General features: G+C 68.6%; 19 protein-coding genes. 4 read left to right on the top strand and 15 right to left on the bottom strand.

Annotation, left to right across the window (positions count from 1 at the left end; genetic code table 11):
- Entirely contained in the window at positions 1-471 is a 471-nt protein-coding gene (locus AB0M22_RS37175) for a helix-turn-helix domain-containing protein (RefSeq protein ID WP_364736927.1), read from the bottom strand.
- A gap of 107 nt (positions 472-578) precedes the next feature.
- On the opposite strand from AB0M22_RS37175, the gene AB0M22_RS37170 reads away from it, so the two are divergent.
- Positions 579-1,826: a cytochrome P450 gene (locus AB0M22_RS37170; RefSeq protein WP_364736925.1), complete on the top strand. Its 1,248-nt coding sequence runs from the start codon at positions 579-581 to the stop codon at positions 1,824-1,826.
- On the opposite strand, the gene AB0M22_RS37165 is transcribed toward AB0M22_RS37170, so the two are convergent.
- Entirely contained in the window at positions 1,823-2,476 is a 654-nt protein-coding gene (locus AB0M22_RS37165) for an SDR family NAD(P)-dependent oxidoreductase (protein ID WP_364736923.1), read from the bottom strand. The genes AB0M22_RS37170 and AB0M22_RS37165 overlap by 4 nt on opposite strands.
- Before the next feature lie 176 nt (positions 2,477-2,652).
- Between AB0M22_RS37165 and AB0M22_RS37160 the strand changes: the two genes are divergently transcribed.
- Positions 2,653-4,272, top strand: coding sequence for an LCP family protein (locus AB0M22_RS37160; RefSeq protein WP_364736921.1), 1,620 nt, complete (start codon positions 2,653-2,655; stop codon positions 4,270-4,272).
- 1 nt (position 4,273) lies between these two features.
- On the opposite strand, the gene AB0M22_RS37155 is transcribed toward AB0M22_RS37160, so the two are convergent.
- Both AB0M22_RS37155 and AB0M22_RS37150 read right to left on the bottom strand, forming a co-directional pair.
- Complete coding sequence (locus AB0M22_RS37155) at positions 4,274-4,729, bottom strand: SRPBCC family protein (protein ID WP_364736920.1); 456 nt, start codon at positions 4,727-4,729, stop codon at positions 4,274-4,276.
- A gap of 30 nt (positions 4,730-4,759) precedes the next feature.
- Positions 4,760-6,412, bottom strand: a complete 1,653-nt coding sequence (locus AB0M22_RS37150) for an FUSC family protein (protein WP_364736918.1) — start codon at positions 6,410-6,412, stop codon at positions 4,760-4,762.
- Between the two features lie 106 nt (positions 6,413-6,518).
- On the opposite strand from AB0M22_RS37150, the gene AB0M22_RS37145 reads away from it, so the two are divergent.
- Positions 6,519-7,925, top strand: a complete 1,407-nt coding sequence (locus AB0M22_RS37145) for an amidase (protein ID WP_364736917.1) — start codon at positions 6,519-6,521, stop codon at positions 7,923-7,925.
- A 904-nt stretch (positions 7,926-8,829) separates the two neighbouring features.
- Here the strand turns inward: AB0M22_RS37145 and AB0M22_RS37140 are convergent.
- The 5 genes from AB0M22_RS37140 to AB0M22_RS37120 form a co-directional block, all read right to left on the bottom strand.
- Entirely contained in the window at positions 8,830-9,855 is a 1,026-nt protein-coding gene (locus AB0M22_RS37140; protein ID WP_364736915.1) for a cation diffusion facilitator family transporter, read from the bottom strand.
- 130 nt (positions 9,856-9,985) lie between these two features.
- Positions 9,986-10,885, bottom strand: a complete 900-nt coding sequence (locus AB0M22_RS37135) for an alpha/beta hydrolase family protein (RefSeq protein WP_364737132.1) — start codon at positions 10,883-10,885, stop codon at positions 9,986-9,988.
- Between the two features lie 352 nt (positions 10,886-11,237).
- Positions 11,238-12,452 (bottom strand): sugar ABC transporter permease, encoded by a 1,215-nt coding sequence (locus tag AB0M22_RS37130; RefSeq protein ID WP_364736913.1) that lies wholly within the window; start codon positions 12,450-12,452, stop codon positions 11,238-11,240.
- Complete coding sequence (locus AB0M22_RS37125; RefSeq protein ID WP_364736911.1) at positions 12,449-13,186, bottom strand: ATP-binding cassette domain-containing protein; 738 nt, start codon at positions 13,184-13,186, stop codon at positions 12,449-12,451. Before AB0M22_RS37125 ends, AB0M22_RS37130 begins: the two co-directional genes overlap by 4 nt.
- On the bottom strand, positions 13,183-14,265 hold the full coding sequence (locus AB0M22_RS37120) for a sugar ABC transporter substrate-binding protein (protein WP_364736909.1): 1,083 nt from the start codon (positions 14,263-14,265) through the stop codon (positions 13,183-13,185). Before AB0M22_RS37120 ends, AB0M22_RS37125 begins: the two co-directional genes overlap by 4 nt.
- 103 nt (positions 14,266-14,368) lie before the next feature.
- Here AB0M22_RS37120 and AB0M22_RS37115 point away from each other — a divergent pair, with 103 nt between their 5' ends.
- The gene (locus tag AB0M22_RS37115) at positions 14,369-15,544 is read left to right on the top strand and encodes an ROK family transcriptional regulator (protein WP_364736907.1); all 1,176 of its coding nucleotides are present in this window, start codon (positions 14,369-14,371) and stop codon (positions 15,542-15,544) included.
- Position 15,545: 1 nt separating this feature from the next.
- Here the strand turns inward: AB0M22_RS37115 and AB0M22_RS37110 are convergent, their stop codons facing one another.
- The 6 genes from AB0M22_RS37110 to AB0M22_RS37085 form a co-directional block, all read right to left on the bottom strand.
- Complete coding sequence (locus AB0M22_RS37110; protein WP_364736905.1) at positions 15,546-16,130, bottom strand: hypothetical protein; 585 nt, start codon at positions 16,128-16,130, stop codon at positions 15,546-15,548.
- On the bottom strand, positions 16,120-16,404 hold the full coding sequence (locus tag AB0M22_RS37105) for a hypothetical protein (RefSeq protein ID WP_364736903.1): 285 nt from the start codon (positions 16,402-16,404) through the stop codon (positions 16,120-16,122). The genes AB0M22_RS37110 and AB0M22_RS37105 overlap by 11 nt, the downstream gene beginning before the upstream one ends.
- A gap of 30 nt (positions 16,405-16,434) precedes the next feature.
- Positions 16,435-16,962, bottom strand: a complete 528-nt coding sequence (locus AB0M22_RS37100; protein WP_364736901.1) for a hypothetical protein — start codon at positions 16,960-16,962, stop codon at positions 16,435-16,437.
- Positions 16,963-17,006: 44 nt separating this feature from the next.
- Complete coding sequence (locus tag AB0M22_RS37095; protein WP_364736899.1) at positions 17,007-21,683, bottom strand: MFS transporter; 4,677 nt, start codon at positions 21,681-21,683, stop codon at positions 17,007-17,009.
- Positions 21,684-21,808: 125 nt separating this feature from the next.
- Positions 21,809-22,144: a hypothetical protein gene (locus AB0M22_RS37090; RefSeq protein ID WP_364736897.1), complete on the bottom strand. Its 336-nt coding sequence runs from the start codon at positions 22,142-22,144 to the stop codon at positions 21,809-21,811.
- A gap of 248 nt (positions 22,145-22,392) precedes the next feature.
- Positions 22,393-23,748, bottom strand: coding sequence for an FAD-dependent oxidoreductase (locus tag AB0M22_RS37085; RefSeq protein WP_364736895.1), 1,356 nt, complete (start codon positions 23,746-23,748; stop codon positions 22,393-22,395).
- Positions 23,749-23,816: the final 68 nt, after the last annotated feature.

The raw sequence follows: 23,816 nt of genomic DNA, 5'->3' as shown, positions 1-23,816 counted from the left end.
TCAGCCGGCCGCCTCCGTCGCGGGCGGCGCGTGGAAGCCCGGACCGGGCTGCGGCTCGACGTCGCGCGGGTCGATCTCGGTGCGGCAATGCTCGCACACCAGCAGCGGCGTGATCGCGTGACCACACGTGCGGTGTTCGAGGATCAGCGGCGGTCCGTCCGGATCGGCCAGGTGGCGGTCGCCCCACGCCGACATGGCGATGATGATCGGATACAGCTCGCGGCCCGCGGCGGTGAGGTGGTAATCGACCCGGCCGCCGCCCTCGTCGGTGCGGGCGAAGATGCCCGCGTCGATCAGCATGCGCAGGCGGCTGGTCAGCAGGTTGCGGTTGGTGATGCCGATATTGCGGGCGAAATCGCTGAACCGGCGCACGCCGAAGAACGCCTCGGCGATGACCAGGATGCTCCACCGGTCGCCGAGCAGCTCGACGACACGGGTCACCGAATCATCGGCCGGGCGTCGGATGGTCATGCGGTTATCTTCGCATTCGTCATCGGTATTGCATTCCTACTGTTGGTATCGGAATAATACTACTCAGCCGAGCGCAGCAAGGCACGGGCCGATGAGGTGGGAGTCCCATGACGTCAGATCAGTCGATCGCCGATTACATCCGGTTGCTCGATCCCGCGGAGCGGCCGGACCCCTATCCGCTGTTCGCGCGGCTGCGCGAGCGCGGGCCGTTCCGGATCGGCACCGCGCCGGTCGTCATCGTGCCCGGCCACGCCGACTGCACGGCCATCCTGCGCGATCCGCGGGTGAGCGTCGACCGCTCGCTCGGGAAGCTACAACTCAGCTCGATGCCGATCTACGACTCGTCGAAAACCACGGTGGAGCAGGCGAAGCCGTCGTTCCTCTTCCTCGATCCGCCGGACCACACGCGGCTGCGACGGCTGGTGTCGAAGGCGTTCACCCCGCGGGTGGTGCAGCAACTCGAACCGCGGATCACCGAACTCGTCGACGACATCCTCGACAAGCATTCGGCGGCAGGGACATTCGATGCCGTCGCCGAGTTCGCCTATCCGCTGCCGGTGACCGTCATCTGCGAACTGCTCGGCGTGCCGCTGGAAGACGAAGCGCAGCTGAGTCATTGGTCCTCGCTGCTGTCGCGCACGCTGGATCCCACCTCCCGGCACGCCGCCGAGCATCAGGTCGATCCGGCCGAATTGCAGCGCGCCGGAACCGAACTCAGCCTCTACTTCGAGCGACTGACCGAACGCCGCCGCGCCGATCCCGGACCGGACCTGCTCTCCCAGCTGCTCGCGGCGGAGGACGCCGGGGACATGCTCACCCACGACGAGCTGATCTCCACCTGCGCGCTGCTGCTCGTCGCCGGGCACGAGACCACGGTCAACCTGATCTCGAACGCGACCCTCGCGCTGCTGCGCCGCCCCGCCGAACTCGCCGCGCTGCGCGCGAATCCCGAACGGGCACAAGGCGTGGTCGAGGAAACGCTGCGCTTCGATCCGCCGGTGCAGTTGATTCCGCGCATCGCCGCCGACGATCTGCCGGTGGGCGACCTCACCGTCGAACGCGGCGACCTGGTGGTGATGCTGGTTGCGGCCGCGCAGCGCGACCCCGCCGCGTTCGCCGACCCGGACCGCTTCGACCCGGCGCGCGACAACCGGCACCTCGCCTTCGGACTCGGCGCGCACTTCTGTCTCGGCGCGCCGCTCGCCCGGCTGGAGGCGCGGATCGCGCTCACCCGGCTGGCGCAACGCGTCGAAGCGCCGCGCCTGCCCACGGATCCGCCGGTCTATCGCGAACATGTGAACCTGCGCGGGCCTGCGCATATGCCGATCGAGTACGCCGCGATCCGGCCGCGTTAACCGTCGTACGAGGTGTGCGGCGTCCATTCGTCGAGGGGCCGGATCGCGGCGGCGTGCAACGCCTGCGCGACCCGCTCCCTGGTGAACGCCCCCTCACCGAGCACGCCGTTGATCTGCACCGCCACGGCGCGAAAACCCTTGGGCGCCAGGGTGGTATCCAAGCTGGTGACCAGGTTGCGGACCGCCGCCTTCTGCACGCCGAGCGACGCGGCCTGATTCCACGGCTTGTCCGCCGCCGCACTCCCGGTGACCAGTACTCGCGCGCCCTCGGCGAAGAACGGCAGCGCCGTCTGGACGGCGGGCAGCAGCGCGGCGGCGCCGATGGTGAAGTCCTCGATCAACTCCGGCACCGACAGCTGCAACGGATCGGACTGCCGGAACATGCTCGGGTTGAAATGCAGCACGTCGATCCGGCCGTGCTGCTCCCCCACCGCGGTCACCACGCGGGCGATGTCGGCCGGATCGGACAGATCGACGCCGACGCCCTCCGCGTCGAAGCCCTCGCCGCGTAACTGTTCGGCCAGCGGCTCGGCCTCCGAGGGCAGCCGGCAGGCGAGGAATACCGCATAACCGTCGTCGGCGAAGAGTCGGGCGACAGCCAATCCGACGCCGGGACCGGCGCCGAGCACGAGAAGCACGGGAGCAGACATGATCTCGAGCCTAGAGCCCCAGTTGCCGCGCCCTCGATTTCCGCTACATAACCAGCGATGATCCGGGTATTACGCGCGCGTGCGTACTCTCGAACGAGTCGGACGAGGAACAAGACGGCGAGGAACGATCCGTGGCGCGAGTGCCGAGGAAAGAGCAGGGCACAGAGTCTGCGGCGATGGCCGACGACGACACAGTCGAGTTTGCCCGGGTCAGCGACCCGCCCGCGCGACCGGCGCGGCATCGGCGAGCCGCGCCCAAAGCACGGCGGGTGGCCGCGAAACCGCCGCGTCCGGCGGCGAAACCGCATCGGCTGCGCAGCGCGGCGAAGATCGGGGTGCGGGTCGTCGTCTCGGTGACCGCGCTCGCGGTGCTCTCCGGCACCGGGTTCGCCTGGTCAGCCAAGATCGACTTCAACAACGGGTTCAACCGCTCGGACGCGATCGGCGCCGACGCGCCCCACTCGCTCGGCGGTGACCTGAACATCCTTTTGATCGGCCTGGACTCGCGCAAGGATCAGAACGGCAACGACCTGTCGAAGGAGATCCTGGACCAGTTGCACGCGGGCGACAGCGACGACGGCGGCTACAACGCCAATTCGCTAATCCTGCTGCACATACCGGCGGACATGCAGAAGATCGTCGCGTTCTCCATCCCGCGCGACGACTACGTCGCGGTCTCCGGCATCCCCGGTTACGACCACGTCAAGATCAAAGAGTCGTACGGCCTGAAGAAGGCGGACGCGGAGGCCAAGCTGATCGCCAAGGGCGAGAAGGATCAGGTCACCTTGGAACGCGCGGGTCGCGAGGCGGGCCGGGCGTCCATCGTGTCCACGGTCCGCAACCTGACCGGCGTGCCGATCGACCGGTTCGCCGAGGTCGCCCTCGCCGGGTTCTATCACCTGGCCGAGGCGTTGGGCGGCGTCGACGTGTGCCTGAACAAGGCGGTCGACGACAGCTACTACTCCGGCGCGAAGTTCCCCGCCGGGCCGCAGCACCTCAACGGCTCCGACGCCCTCGCATTCGTCCGCCAGCGCCACAACCTGGAGAACGGCGACCTCGACCGGACACACCGGCAGCAGGCGTACCTCACCTCGGTCGCCAAGTCGCTCAAGGACTCCGGGACGCTGACCAACTTCGGCAAGCTGAACGACCTGATGAAGGTCGCGCACCAGGACGTGGTGCTGTCGGACAACTGGGACCTGCTCGATTTCGCCAAGAATCTGGGGGCGGCGGGCTCGATGTCGGTGGAGTTCCGGACGCTGCCGGTGTTGCGCTACGACAACATCAACGGCCAGGACGTGAACATCATCGATCCGGCCGCGATCAAGAAGGAAGTGCGGGCGGCGTTCGGGGTCCAAGCGCCGAGCACCACCCCGGCGCATCCGCCGACCAGCACGGTCGACGTGCAGAACGCGGGCAGCGCGACCGGCATGGCGGGCAAGGTGTCCACCGCGCTGACCAACCTCGGCTATCGCGAGGGTGAGGTCGGCAACCTCGGCAGCACCCTCACCACGACCAAGGTCACCTACGGCGCCGGCGCCGAGGCGGACGCGACCCAACTGGCCGAGACCCTCGGCGGACTCACGCCGACGGCCTCGCCGAACGTCACGGCGGGACACATCCAGGTCACCCTCGGCAGCGACTTCACCATGCCCACCGAGTTGGCCTCGAGCACGAGCACGCCGACCACCGCGTCGACCACCCCGGCCACGCCGTCGACCGCCGCCGACCCCGCGCCCGATGCGGGCAAGCCGGTCACGACGACGATCGGCAGCACGATCCCCTGCGTGAACTGACCTACTGCTCGACGAACGCCTTGATGCGGTTCAACGTCTCCCGCATGCCCTCGACGTTCGTCTTGGTGCGGGCCCGCCCGGCCAGCAGCCAGTACACCCGCAATACGGGGTTGCTGTGCAGGTGGAACGACTCGGTGACGTCGGTGCCGCCCTCGACCGTTTCGAAGCGGTAGGTCCAGGTGTTGATCGACATGCCGCCGGGGCCGAGCACCGTGAACGCGAATTCACGGCCGGGATCCGAGGCGATGATCCGGCACACGGTCCAGTACTTGACGCCCCAGCCGTTGCGGTTGACGTGCCCGCGGAACTTCACCCCGACCGCGGGCGCGGTAGCCCCGCCGAGCCATTCGGCGGCGAAGGTCTCCGGGCTGAATCGCCCCGTGTTCGTGATATCGCTGACCAACTCCCAGATCTTGTCGGCGGGCGCGGCCATTCGCACTGTCACACTGTCCTGCATGCTCGAACGCTAGCAGGAGTAAGCACCGCGCTACCGGGTGTCGGGGAGGGCGGTCAGTGCGTCGAATTCCGCGTGCCAGCGGTCCGGGTCGGTGAGTAGCGCACCGGGTGGCAGCTCCCAGTAGGCGGCGAGCAGGTCGTAGCCGAGGTGCGCGGTGGCGGCGTGGGCGGGCCAATGCTCGGCGGTCCAGCGCGGATCCTCGGTGGCCGAGTCGATTCCGGTGCGGGCGACGCCGACCAGTTCGAATTGCAGTTGCTGGGTCAGCGCGACGGCGCGGGCGCCGGCGGGTTCGGTGCGCGAAAGTTCCAGCAGCGCGCGGGCGACGGCGCAGACGCGGATTTCGATCCAGCGGAAGGTGTGGCGGTGGGCGCGCGGGACGACGAGATGCGGGACCAGCACCGCGACGCCGACGCCGATCACGGTCTCGATGAAGCGATCTCGGATCAGCGGCGCGACGGCGCCGCCGGGTGTGGTGCCGACCGCGAGCAAGGCGATCGGCGTGATGAAGATCGCGGCAAGGGCGTAGTTGCGCGGCACGAACAGCTCCATGCAGAACAGCAGCGCGGCGACCAGGGCGATGAGGGCGTAGCCGGTGAACGCGAGCTGGTGGATCACGCCGAAGAACACCAATCCGACGACCGTGCCGACGAAGCGGTGGATGCCGCGCACCTTGCCGCGGACGCGGTCCGGGCCGATCTGCAACACCATCAGCGCGGTGAACACCGCCCAGTGCGGGCGGTCCTGGCCGAGCAGGGCGCTGAGGCCGCCGGCCACCAGGCAGGCGATGCCGACGCGGAACGCGCTGATGGCGGCGTGCGAGTCGAACGAGAGGGATCGGCGCAGGCGGAACCAGACGCCGGGGCGGACGAAGGAGATCAGCGGGTCGACGACCAGGTCGTTGGTGTCGTCGTAGGCCGGGCCGGCGAGGCGGCGGCGGGCGGCGACCAAGGTGGCCAGCAGGTCTGAATCAGGCGTTCTGGTGGGCAATCCCGCGTCGTACACCGCGGCCCAGGCTTCCGCGACCGCGCCGCCTGCTTGATGGCGCAGGTCGATGGCGGGACGGCCGGCGGCACGCGCCGACAGGTAGGCGTCGACGGCGCCGATGGCGGCTTCCACGGCGACTCGCTCAGGCTTGCGGCGGTCGCGCAGGACGCCGGCCATCGAGGCCACTACCGACGCACCGACGCCGAATGCCGTGCAGGACAACAGCGCCGCCGTCGAGATGCCCGCCTCCGCGGCCATCATCGCGCCGCCACAGGCGATCACGAAGAGCAACGCGCCCGGCGGACCCAGGCGCAACGCATCGATGGCGTAGACGGCGACCACCGCGACGACCGTCAGCATAGCCACCGTGAGCAGCGAAGCGCCGAGCCCACCGGAGAGTCCATGGCCGAGCACCGCGCCGACACCGCACGACGCGAGCAGCGCAAGACCGGTGGTGAGCACCACCCCGGCGCGCATGCGATACGCCCGGCGCTCCCCGTACATCACCGCGAACGCACCGAACAGCACGAACAAGGCCTTCTCCGGATGCCCTGCGGCCACGACCACCGCGGCGGGCAGCGCGAACGCCGCCGCGGACCGCAGGCCGGGACTCCAGCGCCGGCCCGCAGGCGGCAGCGCGAACAGCAATTCGCCGATGCGCCCTTGCGGCGGCAGTGGGTCGGAGACCGACGGGACCATTGACTTCCTTCCGATTCGTCAAGCCTGGTTGCCGTTCCACCGTATGCGCGTGACGGCCACCACTGGACAGACGGTCCGCCGCGCGCCGGGTCGCTAGATTCGAAGGGTGACCGCTGACGCTCAGACCCGCATCCACTCCTTCGCCGACGACGCGCTCGGCGAGCACGACGCGGTCGCGCTGGCCGAGCTGGTGCGCAGCGGGGAACGAAGTCCGCGCGAACTCGCCGCGGCGGCGGTGCAACGAGCGCGCACGGTCGAGGAGTTGGCGGCGGTCGCGTACGAGAGTTACGACAAGCCGCTGCTGCCCGCCGAGCGAACCGGGGCGTTGTACGGGGTTCCGACGTTCATGAAGGACAACGCCGATATCGCCGGGATGCCGACCACCCACGGCGCCCAGGCGTTCCAGGCCAAACCCGCGCGGGCGCACGGCGCGTATACCCGCCAATTCCTCAGTGCCGGAATGACGGTGCTCGGCAAGAGCACGCTGCCCGAGTTCGGGTTCAACGCGACCACCGAACCGCCGTTCGCGCGGCCGACCCGAAACCCTTGGCACACCGGCTATTCGGTGGGCGGATCGTCCGGCGGGACCGCCGCGCTGGTCGCGTCCGGCGTGGTGCCGATCGCCCACGGCAACGACGGTGGCGGATCGATCCGCATTCCGGCGGCCTGCGCCGGGCTGGTCGGGCTGAAGCCGAGCCGGGGGCGGCACATCGATTCCGCGCTGACCCGCAAGTTGCCGGTGAATATCGTCAGCGAAGGCGTACTGACCCGGACGGTACGCGATACCGCCGCGTATACCGCTGCGGCGGAACAGTATTGGAGCAACCCCGCGCTGCCGCCGATCGGGCATGTCGAGGGACCGGGGTCGAAGCCGCTCCGTATTGCGTTGCTGCTGGAGAACATCGGCGGTTCGGTACCCGCGGGCCCGACCCGGGACGCGGTCGAAAAGGTCGCTGTCACACTGGAATCCCACGGCCACCACGTCGAACAGGTACCCATGCCGTTCGATGACACCCTCGAGACGGCGTTCCTCCAGTACTGGGGCCTGCTCGCCACCTTCGTCGCCTCCACCGGCAAGCTCGCCGACCGCCACTTCGACGCCGCCCGACTGGACGACCTCACCCTCGGCCTACGCCGCTACTTCCTCCGCAGCGCCTGGCGCGCCCCCGTCATGCTGTACCGACTACGCGCCGCAGCCGCCACTTACCAACGCGCCCTTGGCCCATACGACGCCGTACTCCTCCCCACCCTCGGCCACGAAACCCCCGAACTCGGCTACCTCAGCCCCACCGTCCCCTTCGACAACCTCCTCGATCGCCTACGCACCTACGTCTCCTTCACCCCCATCAACAACATCACCGGCACCCCCGCCATCACCCTCCCCGCCGGCCTCACCCCCACCGGCCTCCCCATCGGCATCCAACTAGCCGGCACCCACGGCAACGAACGCACCCTCCTGGAACTCGCCTACCTCCTAGAGGCCGAACAACCTTTCCCCCGCCTGAACCGGTAGCCGGCGACCGCCCCGCTATACGACAACACCGGTCGCCATCATCGAGTCGAATGGTCGCTAAACGATCTCCAACAGCAACCATTCGACTCGACTCAAGTAGAAGCAGACAGAATGCGCGCATCGACCAGGGGCAAATGGCAACTCACCACGTAAACAGCAAACCCGCACCCCCACTAGGGTTCCGCGCACAATCCGCACCCTAACTAGGGATACGCACCAGCTTTAGGGCCCTATTCTCGGTGCGGACCCCGAGAAAGAGTGCGGATCTTCGGCGAGCCCGACCAGAGGGCGGCCCGGCAGCCATTCTGGGCGCTTGGGACCCGCCAGAAACCACCATCGGAACCACCACCGACGACCGTCGAAGCCACCACCAACCAACCCCTTCTTGTCCAAAGCGCTTGTAACGCAACCACAGCCAGATGACCACGCCGGAACACGACACCGCGCACCTGACTGCGGAGGTAGGTCGGGTACCCCACCTGACGCGCCCAGCACTACTCCAGGGAAAACCGTGGTAGGTCTTCAGTTTTCACTCGACAGGTCACCCCCGGGAAGTCTCTAGGCGTACCCCCCGAAACAGTGCACCTGCTCCAAGCGAAAGATCCCCGGTGAGAGCTGGACGATAGTTCTGAAGACCTTTCCCACGTTTTCTCGTGAGTAGTGCTGGGCGCGTCGCCTGCCGTACCCGACCTACCTCCGCAGTCGGTCACGCAACGTGCATGTTCCAGCGTGGTCATCTGGCTGTGCTTACGTTGCGAGACACCACTATCCAGGCAACACCGGCGCCCAACGGGGCGATCCATCGGCTGCACACCCTTTACGTGAGCCGCACACCCTCTATACAGGGTGTGCGGCTTTTCGAAAGGGTGTGCACCTTCGCCGTGTGGGAGCCAGCGCACGCCACCTAGTGGGTGTGGCCGACCTCGGGGCGCTCGCGGTGGACGGGGCCGTGGGACTCGTCGCAGTGTTCTTCGAGGACCGGGAGTAGGCGGTCGGCGCTGGGGCCGGTGGCGGCGGAGACCAATTGGGAGTGGTCGACTTGCAAGGTGGTGTGGGTGATTTCGTAGTCGTGGTCGAGGAGGCGTTCGATCTGCTGGCGCAGGCCGTGGCAGTCGGCGCCCGGTTGGACGAGCACGTGGGCGGACAGCGCGACGTTGCCGGAGGTGATCTGCCAGACGTGCAGGTCGTGCACCTCGTCGATGCCGGGCATCTCGACCAGGCGACGGCCGAGGGCGTCGGGGTCCACGCCGGCCGGGGCGGCCTCGAGGAAGATACGGCCGGATTCGCGGACCAGGCCGAGGCCGGCCTTCACCATCAGCGCGACGACGACCAGGGTGGCGATCGCGTCGGCGCGGGCGAATCCGGTGAGCAGCACGACGACGCCGGCGACGGCGGTCGCGATGAAGCCGTACAGGTCGTTGAGCACGTGCTGGAACGCGCCTTCGACGTTCAGGCTGGAGCGGTTCGCCTTGCTGATCGCCCAGGCCGCGGCCACATTCACCACGATGCCGACGATCGCGGTGGCGACCACCAGCCCACCGGTCACCTCCGGCGGATCGAGCAGCCTTCGAATCGCCTCGTAGGTCAACCAGCCGGCCAGCACGAGCAGGGTGATGCCGTTGGCCTGCGCGGACAGGATCTCGGCTCGCTTGAAGCCGTAGGTGTATTTGCCGCGCGCGGGACGAGCGGCCAACCGGATCGCGGTGAGCGCCAGCACGATCGACGCCGCGTCGGTCAGCATGTGCGCCGCGTCCGAGAGCAGGGCCAGCGAATTGGCCAGCAGGCCGATCACGACCTCGATCAGCATGAACCCGCCGATCAGCGCCAGCGCGACGGTCAGCCAGCGGCGATCGGCATCGCCGGACACTCCGTGCGAGTGCCCGTGGCCGCCGTTCCCATGGCCGTGTCCGTGCTCGTGTTCATGTCCCATTAGCCGCCCGCTTTCATCACCGCCACGTATGCGCATATCTGCATCTGTTTACCCACCTTAGCCCACCCTATGCCGACCGCAGCCTACTACGTCGAATGACGTGGATCACAGGCCTGCGGTCGGCGGGCGGTCAGCTGAAGAGACCCTTCGCGAGCACCGGCCAGGACGCCACGAACGCGTCCTGCCAGTAGCCCCACGAGTGCGTGCCGGTCGGGGTGAAGTCGAAGGTGGCCGGGATGCCGAGCTGGTCGAGCCGGTATTGCAGATTGGCCGAGCAGGCCCGGATGCCCGCCTCGATCGCGCCGCCGACCACCAGCTGATCGGCCCACTGCGAAACGCCGGGCTTGATCTGGAACGGCCCGTCCAAGGTGTCGTGCGCGCCGGGTAGTCCACTGCCACTGGAGACGAACAGGTTCACGCCGCGCAGCTTGTCCGCGTGCACCAGCGGGTCGTTGGCCGCCCAGAGCGGATCGCCGGGCGGGCCCCACATGTTGTCGATGGTGCCGCCGCCCCGTTCCACCGTCATCTGGACGAAGGCCTGGCCGATCGGGTCGCTGGTCTGCGCGCAACCGCTGTAGGAGGCGACGCTGCGATACAGCTCCGGCTTGGCGATCGACAGCGCCAGCACCGAGGTGCCCGCCATCGAGAGCCCGGCGATCGCGTTCACCTTGGTCGTGCCCAGTGCGGCATCGATCAGCGGCGGCAGTTCCTCGGTGAGGTAGGTCTTCCACTTGTTCGGGCCGAGCACCGGGTCGTAGTTGATCCAGTCCGTGTAGTAGCTGAACTGCCCGCCGACTATCTGCACCACATTGATGTCCTTGTCGGACAGGAAGTCCAGGACATTGGTGCGCAACTGCCAGCTGGCGTCGTCGACACCGCCGCCCGCACCGTTCAGCAGGTACAGCGTCGGCCGGGCCTGCGAGGTATCGGCGGGCCGCTGAATATCGACCGGGAAGGTGGCCCCATCCATCGCCGCCGACCGCACCCAGATCCGGATATTGCGCCCGTCGGGCTCCTCGACCCGCGCGATGACGGACCCATCGGGCGCGGCGGGCGTATCGACCCATGCCGTGCTCGGCGAGGCCGGGGCCTGCGCCTGCGCGCCGGCCGCGGTGCCGACACCGAGGCACAGCGAAGCCGCCACGACTATCGCCCTAGCTCGAAACCTCCACGTCGATCTGCGATCCACGAACACACTCCAAAAACCCCGACCCACACGGCTCCGAACTCATTCACAACTCCCCCACCGTGTCGGTCATATGCCCAGGTCTGTTACTGGATGTTCGCTGGGCCACAGCGCAGCGAAGGGACCACCTGGACGCGGGACAACCCTGCCGCGCCCAGGCGCCCTCCTAGGGGCGATCGCAAGATCCCCCCATAACTCAGCGCGCTCCCTCGGCTCCGCGCCGCGCGACCGAGTCGATGGCGACCGAGATCGCGAGCACGGCACCGGTGACCATGAAGCGCACCGAGGAGTCCACGTTCAACAACAGCATGCCATTCGTAATCGATTGGATGACAAGAATTCCCAGCAATGCGGCATACGCGCGGCCGCGTCCGCCGAACAGGCTGGTCCCGCCGATCACCGCCGCGGCGATCGCGTTGAGCAGGATGTCGCTGCCGCCGGAACTCTGATTGACCGCGACCAGGCGCGACGCCGCGAGGATGCCGCCGATGGTGGCCAGCGCGGAGCAGCCGACGAAGGCACTGATCCGAATCCAGGTGACGTTGATGCCGGCCCGGCGCGCCGCCTCCGCATTGCCGCCGACCGCGTACATGCGGCGGCCGAACACCGTTCGCCGCAGGATCAGGTCGAGGCCGAGGACCAATCCGCCGAAGATCACCAGGGTCAGCGGAACGCCGCGATCGGAATTCAGCACGATGACCGTGATGGCCAGCAGGATGCCGAGCCCGCCGGAGCGCGCCACGATCCAGACCGGGGCGGTCGCGTCGAGACCCGCGTGCACCCGCTGATGCCGGGTGATCAGACTCGCGACCAGGTGTCCGCCGGCGAGCAGCACCACCAGTAGCCAGCCGAGCAAGGCGGGCAGCCAGGTATCGCTGATGGTCGCGATGCCGCGGTCGAACGGCAGGTTGACCGTGCCTTCCTTGCCGAGCAGATACAGCATCAAGCCCTGCCAGCCGATCAACCCGGCCAGCGTGACGACGAACGACGGCATGCTCAGCATCGTCCGCATCAGCCCGTGCAGCAGACCGATCGCGGCGCCGACCGCGATGGCGGCCAGCACGGCGAGGATGACGTTCCAGCCGTGCCGCACATAGAGCAGCGTCATCACCACGGCGGTCAGGCCGCTGACCGAACCGGCCGACAGATCGATCTCGCCGAGCAGCAGCACCAGCACGATGCCGAGCGCGATGGTGCCGGTCGCGGCCATCTGCAAGGCCAGGTTGGTCAGGTTCTCCGCGGACAGGAAATGGGCGTTGAGGTGGTAGAACACCGCGCCGATGATGACCAGGCCGATCGCCACCGGCACCGATCCGACTTCGCCGCGACGTAGCCGATCCATGGCGGCATCGGCCAATCCGCGCCCTTGATTTCCCTGCCAGACCGGCCTTTTCATAACTACGTCACTCATGCAGCTGCTCCCGTGATCGCTGCCACGATATCTTCTTGAGTCGCTTTGGCGGTCTCGAACTCACCTGCGTTGCGGCCGAGCCGCAAGACCACCACGCGGTCGCTGACCGAACGCACGTCGACCAGGTTGTGCGAAATCAACAGCACGCCCAGGCCGCGCTCGCGCAATCGCCCGATCAACGCGAGCACCTGCGCGGTCTGTTCGACGCCGAGTGCCGCGGTCGGTTCGTCCAGGATCACCATCCGCGGCCGACCGAGCAGCGCCCGCGCGATGGCGACCGATTGCCGTTGCCCGCCGGACAGCGCGGAGACCGGTGCGCGCACGTCCTTGATCTTCACGTCCAGCGAGGCGAGCAGATCTCGTGCGCTGCGCTCCATTTCGATCTCGTCGAGCACACTGCAAATGCTGGTCTCCGCGCCGAGATGCAGGTTGGCGACGACGTCGAGGTTGTCGCACAACGCGAGATCCTGGAACACGGTGGTGATGCCGAGCGCCTGCGCGTCCTGCGGGCGGGTGATGCGGACCGGCTCGCCGGCGAAGACGATCTCGCCCTCGTCGGCCACGGTCACCCCCGAAATCGCCTTCACCAGGGTCGATTTGCCCGCGCCGTTGTCACCGACCAGGGCGACCACTTCGCCGGCGTGCACCTCGAGATCCGCACCCGCCAGCGCCTGCACCGCGCCGTAGCGCTTGGTCAGGCCGCGGGCCGAGAGAACCGTTGTGGGAGCTGTCATTTGATACCTGCGGCCTGGCAGGCTGCGGCCACATCGGGCGTGCAGATGTCGGCGACGGTGTATAGGCCGTCCTTGACGATGGTGTCCTTGATGTTGTCCTTGCCGACCGCGATGGCGTCGAGCAGGTACGACGGGATGTCGGTCGCGCCGTTGTTGGTTTTGGCCGGGGCCGTGGGCTTTTCGCCCTTCGCCAAGGCGACGGCCAGCTCGGCCGCCTTCTCCGCCTGGGCGCGGTAGTCCAGGTAGATGGTCATGGTCTGTTCGCCGGTCAGGATCCGTTGCACACCTGCGAGTTCCGCGTCCTGCCCGGTCAGCGGCGGCAGCGTCGCGTAACCGGCCCGCTTGAGCGCCGCGATCGCGCCGCCGGCCATGCCGTCGTTGGCCGAGTACACGCCGACGATCGCGTCCTTGCCGAGCGCGGTAATGGCCTGTTCCATCTGCTGCTGCGCCTTGTCCGGCGACCAATCGGGAGTGTCGAATTCGCGCCCGATCTTCACCTTGCCGTCGAGCGCCTCGTGCGCGCCCTTCTTGTAGTCGCCAGCGCTGGGATCGGTCGGCGAGCCGTTGATCACCACCAGCTGGCCCTTGTCGGCGGTGCCGCGCTTGGTCAGCTCGGCGAGCAGCGCCTCGCCCTGCACCTTGCCGACCTTCACATTGTCGAAGGACACGTAGTACTCGTAGCTGATGCCGGAGATCAGCCGGTCGTAGGCGACCACCGGGATCTTCTTCTGCCGCGCCGTGTTCACCTGCGGCGCAACGGCATCCGCGTTGACCGCGTCGAAGACCATGACGTCGGCGCCCTGGGTGAGCGCGGATTCGAACTGGCCCTGCTGCTTCGCCGCGTCTTGATCGGCGTTGAAGTAGAGCACCTTGCAGTTGCCGCAGAGCTGCTTGACCTTCGCCTCGAACAGCGGGCGGTCGAAGGCTTCGTAACGGGTGGTCTTGGATTCTGGGAGCAGCAGCGCGATCGTCGGGGAGTCGCTGCCCGATTTCGCGTCTTTGGTGCTGTCGCCGGAGCTACAGCCTGCCGCCAGGACGAGTGCGGCCGCCGCCGCGGTGAGGAGCTGAATTCGACGCATGAGGTCACCGTGCCGAGAGGAGAGTGAGAGCGCCCGGTTGAGCGTTGGTAAGAAAGGTAGTTTACTAACACCAAGGTGTCCAGTGGTACGAGCAGGAGGATTGATGAGTCGGGTCGGCAATCCCCAGCTCCTTCGGACGATGAACGAGCGGCTGCTGCTCGACTACCTGCGGCTCAGCGGGCCGGCCTCGCGCGGTGAGCTGGCCAAGGCCAGCGGATTGTCGAAACCGACAGTGTCGGCGGCGCTTTCGGGACTCGAACACGCCGGGCTGGTGCAGTTGGTCGGGTCGCTCAGCGGACGGCCGGGACCGACCACCGCACTCTACGACGTGAACGTGCGCGCCGGTGTGGTGTCGGGCATCGACATCGGCCGCAACTGGATTCGGCTCGCCATCGCCGACCTGCGCGGCGACTTCATCGGGCGCCGCGATGTGCGCAACTCCGCGCGTTCGGCCGCCGATCTGGTGCGGCGGGTGCGCGCGCTGGCCGACGAGGTCGCCGAGGAGGCGGGCGTCGACTGGTCGGATGTGCACTATGCGGTCATCGGCAGTCCCGGCGTGCTCAATCCCGGCACCGGGCGCCTCGACTACGCGCAGAACCTGCCGGGCTGGGGGCGCGCCGGGCTGGTCGGGCAGCTGCGGGACGCGCTCGAGGTCGAGTCGACCATCGAGAACGACATCAACCTCGCCGCCGTCGGCGAACTCACCTTCGGTGCGGGCGCGGGGGTGCGCAACTTCGTGCTCATCTCGATCGGCACCGGTGTCGGCATGGGCATCGTGATCAACGGTGAGCTGTATGTCGGCAATACCGGTGCGGCGGGCGAGGTTTCATTCCTGCCCGCCACCGAGGTCGACGCTCCCCCACTCGATGCCCGCGAGCGCGGCATGACCGAAACCGTCGCCGCGGCGGGCGGAGTCGCCCGGGCGGCCGAACAAGCCGGTCTGCCAGGTGCTTCCGCCAAGGAGATCTTCGGCGCGGCGGCCGCGGGTGACCCGCGGGCGCTGGCGGTGGTCGAGTCCGAGGGACGGCGGATCGGCGCGCTCATCACCGCGGTCGCCGCGATTCTCGACCCGGAACTCGTTGTGCTGAGCGGCGGTATCGGCAACAACCTCGATCTGCTCGGCGAGGCGATCGCGCGGCGGATGGCCGAACTCGGGCCGCTGCATCCGCGCATCGTCGCCAGCACGCTCGGCGACGACGGGGTCCTCACCGGCGCGGTATCGCGCGCGCTGTCGGTCGCCCGGGATCGGCTGTTCGAAAGGCGTTCGACCGGAGGCTGATTCAGCGAGCGCTCAGCGGCGGACCGTATTGCGGGCCCTTCGGTTCGGCGAAGACGCTGGGGCAGGTGCGGCGCATACGGTCCATCGAGCCGTTGAGGGACGTCAGGGCAGCGGTGACCGAGTCGGCGACCGACTGGGCCGGGTTGCCGTTGTCGAGGACGGCGGCGAAGTCGGACAGCGAGTTGTGTAGTTGACCGCCGGCCGTGGCGACGTCGCGGTAGGCGCTGCCGATGAGCGGGGAGGCCATCCGGTCGACCACCGGGTTGATCGTGTTCGAGACCTGGTTGGACAGCCACATGCCCTGGGTGACGCGGGTTTTCACGTCGTTGACGTCGCCGCGGGTGGCGGCCGGGCCGAGCCCGTCGAGTTGTTCGGACAGTTGACGGAAGGTGTCGCGCAGGCCCGCCACGGCTTGGCCGCCGAGCGCGCAGTCCGCGGTGTCCGCGTTGGCGACGCGGTCGCGCAGGCCGTCGGTCGACCCGCCGCTCGAACACGCGCTGAGCAGAGCGGCGGCCAGCACGGCCATGGCCGTCACGCCGAGGGAGGCCCCCCGGCGTGACGGCCGCCCGCCCGCGTTACCCGGCATGGGTCAGCACCGTGAGGATCGCGTTCTGCACGGCGGGCACGAAGGCGAGGGTCAGCACCATCGCCATGCCGAAGCCGGCCTGCACGTGCTGGTGCCGGTTCCACCACCCGATCGGGGCGGTGCGGGACCGGGTATTCCACTCGACGCCGCGCGCGACGGCGACCTCATTGCGTTCGTAGTAGCCGAACGCGATGGGGGCCGAACGGACGTCGAGCAGACCACCGAGCGTGTCGGTGGCCACGCCACCGGAACCGATGTTTCGCGAATCGAACATGGTGCCAACCCCTTTCGGGCTCGTCGTGGACTACACGTCGATATTGCTGCTCCATGGCTGCATCAGCTCGTCGTAGACGGCCTTGGTGAATTCGCCCTGGCCGACCAGGTCGCTCAGGACCGCGGCGGTGACGGCCTGACCGACCACGGTCACCGCGCCGATCGAGCCGAACGATTCCAGCAGGCCGCTGAGGTCGCCGGGGCTGGTCGCCGCGTTCGGGGACACGGCCTGACCGGCGATCAGGCCGGCCACCTGCACGTTGCGGGAGCGCCCGAACGCCTTGGCGGTCGCGGTGGCGATATTCAGCGGATGTGCCGCTACCGACTGGGCATTCGCGCCCATGCCGAGCCCGGCGAGCAGGCTGCCGAGCCCGCCTTCCAGGCCGGAGCCGTTGGACAGGGCCGAAACCTTGTCCTGCATCAGCTTCTTCGCCGCGGCGTTCAGCTTTTCCCGTTCCTCGGCGGTCAATTGGCCGGACCGCTCGATGATCCGGATCGCGTCCTGCCACTGCGGGCCGTAGAGGTACTCGAGGTGCAGGGTCTCCGTGGTGTGCGTCATGTCTGAACTCCTTCGCTAGATGGCTTGACACAGTGCAGGATTCGTCACAGCGAAACGCTGACGAGTCGCGAGGCGCGATCGTGCGCCACCGCTTCGGCAGCCCCCTTTCCGGTGTAGGGCAGGTCGGCGAACGCGACCGGCGCGGGCGCGGGTTGGCTGGGGAGCGGAGCAAGCAGCTGCTGCAATGAGGCCGCCAGTTGCTCCAGGGTCGGATCGTCCGGGATGTCGTCGAGGAACTGCGTGCCGGCCGCGGCCGCCCCACCACCCGAAGCACCCAGCGGCCCATTGCGATCCAGCGCCGCCCGAATACCCGAGATGATCCCGACCCGAGCCCCCGGCGTCAGCAGCACGGCCACCGCCAGCGCAAGCGCCGCCGCAGCCGCAGCCCCCAACGCGGCCAACGGTGCACCGATAAGACCCGCAAGCCCGACCAGCGGCGCGGCAACCAACGCCGCCACACCGATCGCAGCAAACGGCGCCAGCAGCGTCGCAGCCCCCGCAGCCAACGCCCACCCGATCAGCAGCTTCGGAATCTCGATCAGCGCGAACAACCCCAGCGCCGCCAGCGGCACCCCAATCACCGCAGCCAACGCTCCACCGGCCAACAGCACCGGAAGGGCCAGCAGCGCGAGCGCGCCCACCGCAGCCAACGGGATACCCACCAGCGCAGCGAGACCCGCCAACACACCGCCGATCAACAAGACCGGAAGGGCAAGCAACGCAAGCGCACCGACCGCGGCCAACGGGATTCCGACCAGCGCGACCAGTCCAGCCAACGCGCCACCGGCCAGGAGCACCGGAAGGGCAAGCAGCGCAAGCGCTCCGAGGGTCAGGGGTAGGCAGATCAGTAGTTTCACGGCGATGAAGGCGGCGGCGAGGGCGGCTAGTCCGCCGCCGACCAGTAGCACCGGGACGCCGACGAGAGCAGCCAGGGCACCGCCGGCCAGAAGGACCGGGAGGGCGAGGGCGGCTAGTGGGATGCCGACGAGGGCGGCCAGGGCGCCACCGACCAGCAGGACTGGAATGGCAAGTAGCGCAATCGCGCCCACTGCGGCCAGGGGTACGCCGATCAAGGCGGCCAGGCCGACTAGCGCTCCACCGATCAGTACGACCGGCAGGGCGAGCAGGGCCAGTGCGCCCAGTGCGGCGAGTGGTACGCCGACCACCGCGGCCAGTGCTCCGCCGATCAGCAGGACCGGCAGTGCGAGGAGGGCGAGGGCGCCGGCTGCGGCGAGAGCCAGCAGCGGCACGATCACCAATAGGGCCAGTGGAGCGCCGAGTGCGAGGGCACCCAGGACGGCCACTGCGAGGGCAGTTGCGCCGGCGACCGCGCCGGCCACGAAAGTGGCGCCCAGAGCGGCCAAGCCGGCCAGCGCTAGTAGCGGTATCGCCACCAAGGCGAGGAGTGCGAGGACCGGTAGCGCGAGCACTGCGATCACCGGAATCGCCACGGCGGCAAGCGCACCGAGCGCGGCCAAGCCGAGGACCGGCAACGCAACCACGGCCAGCACCGGCAGTGCGACCAAGGCGAGCGCACCCAGCGCGGCCAGGCCGAGGATCGGCAACGCGAGCAGGGCCAGCACCGGCAGTGCGACCGCCGCGAGCACACCGAGTGCGGCGAGGCCGAGCACCGGCGCGGCCAGCAGCGCGAGAACCGGCAGTGCGAGCAGTGCCAGCGCGCCGAGTCCGGCCAGTGCCACCAGCGGCGCGAGTACTGCGGCGGCGAGGCCGAGCGTGGCGAAGTCGATGAGCAGGCTGCCGAGGACCAGTGTGACCGCGAGTGCCGTCGTGATCGCCACCACCGAGACGCCGATGATCGCCGCTAGCACCGGCAGACCGATCAAACCGAACAGGCCGATGCCGACGCCCAGCGCCGCAACCGCCAGGCCCGCCACCAGGATCGGCGACCAAACCGCTAGCAGCGCAAGGGCGATAAACGGCGACAGCGCCGTCGACACCACCACAGCGAACGGTCCGAAGATCAGGAAGGGCAGCGTGAGGACCGCGGCGAGCACGAACCCGACGATCCCGACCGCGGCGGTCGCGATCACCGCCGCCACGGCGAGCACGGCCGCAATCAGCCCGCCCGCCAACAGGATTGCGCCGAGGCCCACGCCGCCGACGGCGAGCGTCGCGAGGGCGAGCACCGCCATGACCGCGAAGGCCGCGGCCGCGAGCGGCACCGATATCAGCAGCAGCGGCGGGAACAGGGCGGACGCGGCCACGAAGACGCCGAGCGCCAGCACACCGAAGAACACCCACGAGGCGACCAGGCCGAGCCCGAGCGCCGCGACAAACCCGCCCAGCAGCGTGCTGACCACGGCGACGGTGCCGATGGTCGCCAACGTGCCGAGCAGCACCCCGCCGAACAGCAGCGGCAGCGCGATCAGCGCCAACGGCGGATTGATCACGATCAGCGCGAGCGCGGTGAGGGCGAGCATCGCGAACGTCAGCACCGAGACGACCAGCCCACCGGCGAACACCGTCGCCACGACAGCGAGCGCGAAGGCGAGCAGGCCGAGGACGATCGCACCACCGCCGAGCCAGGTCACCACCGTGAACGCCGCCGCGACCACGCCGATCCCGGCCCCGGCGATGATCGAAAAAGCCAGCGCGGCAACGAGAATGATCGGGATCGCGTACGGCATGGTGACCATGAACACCAGCGTCGCGAGCAGCGTCGCCGAGGCCAGTGCGGCGATCGCCAGCAGAGCCGTCCCGGTCAGGGCGAACACCGAGAACGCGATCAAGCCGAACCCGCCGAACAACACCGCGAGCCCGATCGCCGCCGGAATGGCGACGAGACCGATGAAGAGTAGCGGAGCCAGCAGCGGCCCGAGGACCGGCACGGCGAACACCAACGCGATGGTGGCGAGCAGACCACCGACCACCGCGAGCGCGACACCGACCGCCCCGAGCGCGGCGAAAACGATTCCCGCAGCGGACAATCCGGCCCAGAACACGGCAGCGGCGACAAGCTGAACGGCGGTCGCCACCACCGCGAGCGCGAGCAGCACGGTCACCGCGGCGCCACCCGCCACCGAGAGCACCAGCAGTCCGGCCAGCGCCACCACGGCCAGGATCACGCCACCCGCCAGCCCGACCGCGCCGAACGCCACCAGGGCGACGGCCGCGAGCGCGATCAGGATCGGAACGGCGATGAGCCCGAACGGAGTCAGCAGCGACAGCAGCCCGACGCCGGCAAACAGTGCGGCAGTGGCAAGTCCGGCCACACCGAGCACCCCGAAGAAGGCCACGGCCGTGGCGACGAGGCTGACCACGAGGAACGCGAGCGCACCGGTGAACAGCAGCGGCGCGACCAGCAGCCCGAGAATCGGCACGAACAGGGTGGCCAGCAGCGCAGCCACGGTCAGCACCGCGAAGCCGACGATGCTCAGCACCAACCCGCCCGCCAATGCCAGTACGGCAAGGGCGATTCCGCCGACGATGGCCACCGCGATCGCGGCGATCCCACCGACCAGGATGACCGGCGCCAGCACCGAGAACGCGACGATGGCCACCGGGATCGCGATGAGCAGCACCGGAATCGCGATCACCGCGAGCACGATCAGCACCGGGATCGCCAGCACCGCGAGGATGAGTCCGCCGACGATCAGCGCACCGATCACCAACGGCGCCAACACGATCGCACCGAGCACCACCGCGCCGAGGGCCAGTACCGCAGCCACGCCGATCCCGCCCGCGAACAACAACGGCACGATGGCGAGCACCGCGATCACCGGAATCGCGAGCAGCGGCAACGCCGCCGGATGCCTGGCGTCGGAGACCAATCCGCGCACCGCCTCACGAATCTGGGTGAAGACCGCGCCGATCCCGGCAACCGGATTCGAAGCGAGCGCCAGCAGCGGTGCGAGGAACGCGAGCACCGGCCCCGCGCCAGCCAACTGCGGCGCGAACAAGCCGATCACGGGCGCGGCAATCGCGAGCAGTCCGGGCGGCAACTGTTGCGCCACCGGATCCTGCTGTCCCACAGCCGGAGTCAGCAGATCACGCAGCCCCTTGACCGGATCGGGTCCATCCTTGGGGAACCCGAACAGCGTGCGCGCCTGATCGATCAGGTCATCGATGGCCGGGGTGGTGCCACTGCGCCGGGTACCGGCCAACTCGGTGGCCTGCTCGACGAACGCAAGCAGATCGTTGACCGGCCCACGCATCGGACCATCGGGAAAAGTCTTGTTTGCCCAGGTGGCGAGCTGATCGAGCTGCATCCCCGACCCCGCGATTTGCGCGACGGTAGCCGCGAGATCAGCGACGGGAGCGGGAACGCGGCCTGCCACCTCGGTGGCAACCGCACCGGGGGCACTTTGACCACCCGCACCGGAACCACCGAACCAGGACTCCGGCGACGGCGGCGCGCCACCCGCACGATAGGTGTCGATCGCCGAGTTCACCTGATCGCCGAACGGTGTGCCCGCACTTGCCGCGCTCGCCGCACCGAGCGCGTTGTTCAGCGCGTCCTGCTGGCCGGGGTCGAGCACCTGTCCCGCGACATCGCCCGCGCCGGACAACATGCCGTTCAGATCGGCGGGCGGCGGCGGCAGATCGATGTCGGCGGAGGCATGACCCGCGCCGATCATGGCGGTCGCCATCGAGGCGAAGGTGGCCGCGGCATACATCCCGCGCCGGGACTTCTCGACGCTCTTACGGTGCTTGGCCGATGCTTTGGTTTCGCGCTGACGTTCCTTGGTGACTACACGCATTATGGAGCCTCTCCGTGAACCCGTCCGATGGACGTGCTGGTCGACGATGCGCACACGGCCCTGTAGTCGAGAGTTCGCGGGCTCCGGCGCGGAAGGCGATATCGGGGTCAAAAGCCCCGCCCGGGTCAGACCGGACCGGTTTCGGCCGGGGCGCAATTGGCCCTGGACCATCCGCCATCGGTGCCGATGGCGGTGCCGATATGGGTGTGGGGCAGGCCGAGCAGGTCGCGGCAGCGGATGAAGGCGTGCTCGCCGACGCCGGCGCCGGGGTCACACGTGATCGTCAGTTCGTTGGGAACCGACGAATCCGTGGTGCAACCGGAGATGTCCGGGTCCGCGGCCGCCGCGCCGGGTCCGGCGAACCATCCGCCGGCCAGCACTGTGCACAACACCAGCAGCGCGGCCGGGAAGGTACGGCTCAGCCGCACCAGCCTTTGCTGAACATTTGCCAGATGTGCCATGCGGTCCATGGTTCGCGCACGGCGGAATCTCAGTCAACATAACGGAGATCACCATTGACCATTCACCGAGGTCAACCGGCACTTTTTGCTTCAAGAAAGCCACTGCGCGTCAGGGAACCGTAAACGGTTGTATACGCGCTTTCTTATTCGGTCTATGATTCAAATCTCAAACTGGACACATGACCAGTTATTGATTTAGCACCGCACACGAACACCGGAAACCGCAGGCCAGCACCAGTTTCGAAGGATTACCCGACTGCGGCCACGCGATAATTCGCCAGCACCTCGGCAGCCGCTCGTTCCCCGGATCGGATGGCCCCCTCGATATAACCCGTCCATTCCGTGGCGGTTTCACTCCCCGCCCAATGAATCGCACCGATCGGCTGACGCAGCGCCGAACCGATACTGGTCAGCACACCCGGCGGGAAAAACGCCCCGTAACCGCCGCGGGTGTAGGGATCATCGGCCCAGACCTTCTCGCGGAAGTCGATCGGATCGCGCGCCGAATAGCCGAAGGCGCGAACGAGCGAGCCGATGATCATGGCCCGGCGTTCGTCGGCGGACAGCGCCGCCAGCCGATGGGCCGCGCGGCCCGGCACGAGCGCGCCGAGGCAGCCCGGTCCGCCGGGGCGGGTGGCGTCGAAGGTGACCGGCACCGGATCGTGCAGGTTCAACGCCTGCCCGGTTAGTCGGTCATCCCGCCAGAACGGCCGGTCATAGACGGCGAACGCCTTCAACACCGATCCCATCGGCATCCGCTGCGTCAGATGATCGCGGGCGGCGGGCAGCGGCGGGTCGTAGGCGATCCGGCCGGCCAGCGCGGGCGGCAGCGCGACGATCACCTGTGCGGCGCGCACCTCACCGAATTCGCCGCGCACCGAAAGACCTTCCGCCACTTGCCGAATCGCGGTGACCGGAGCGTTCGAGCGCAGTGTGTCGCCCAATTCGGCGGCGATCGAGCGGGCCGGTCCGTCGGCACCGTCGACGAACAACCGGGTGACCGTCTCGGCCGTCACGCCCGCCTCGACACCGCCCGCGGCCCGAATGGTGGTGAGCAGCGCCAGCATCGAGACGCTGCCGACGTCGACGCACAACTCCTCACCGATCATCACCTCGGCGAGATGCCTGGCCCGGCGCTCGGGCAGGCTGCGGCGCAGCCAGGTCGCCGCGGTCATCGCGTCGAGCCGATCCGCGCCCGGGGTGGCCCACGGCCGGGCGAGGTCGATGCGCGCGGCCAGCCGCTCGATCCGCCACATGGCCTGCGCGAGAACGACGAGCACGAGCGGCGGCAGCGGCGGGCGGGCACCGGTGAACGGCCGCCGGACCGCGCCTTCGACCAGCAGATTCACCCCGTCCGAGGGGGCCGCGTACGTTTCGGCGCCGTACTCCTGCGCCAACGCGGCAAACCGGGTGTGACCACCGGAGATCCACTGGGCGCCGAGGTCGACGGCCCAGTCGTCGCCGATCCGATCGGTCAATGCGCGCCCGCCGACCCGCCCCGCCGCCTCGAGCACGACGATCTCGCGTCCGGCCGCCCGCAATGCCCGCGCCGCGGACAGTCCCGCATATCCGGCACCGACGACAACCACGTCCGCGTGGTCCATGTCGGCCTCCCGTCACTACACCGTTGGACACCACTGTTGATCACCGTCCGCCGATGCGCAACCGCTCG

The organism is Nocardia sp. NPDC051756, assembly GCF_040681495.1.
In the GTDB taxonomy this organism is placed as follows: Bacteria; Actinomycetota; Actinomycetes; order Mycobacteriales; family Mycobacteriaceae; genus Nocardia.
Note: the sequence above shows the minus strand (reverse complement) of the source record. Positions and strands in the feature narration are given on the sequence as shown.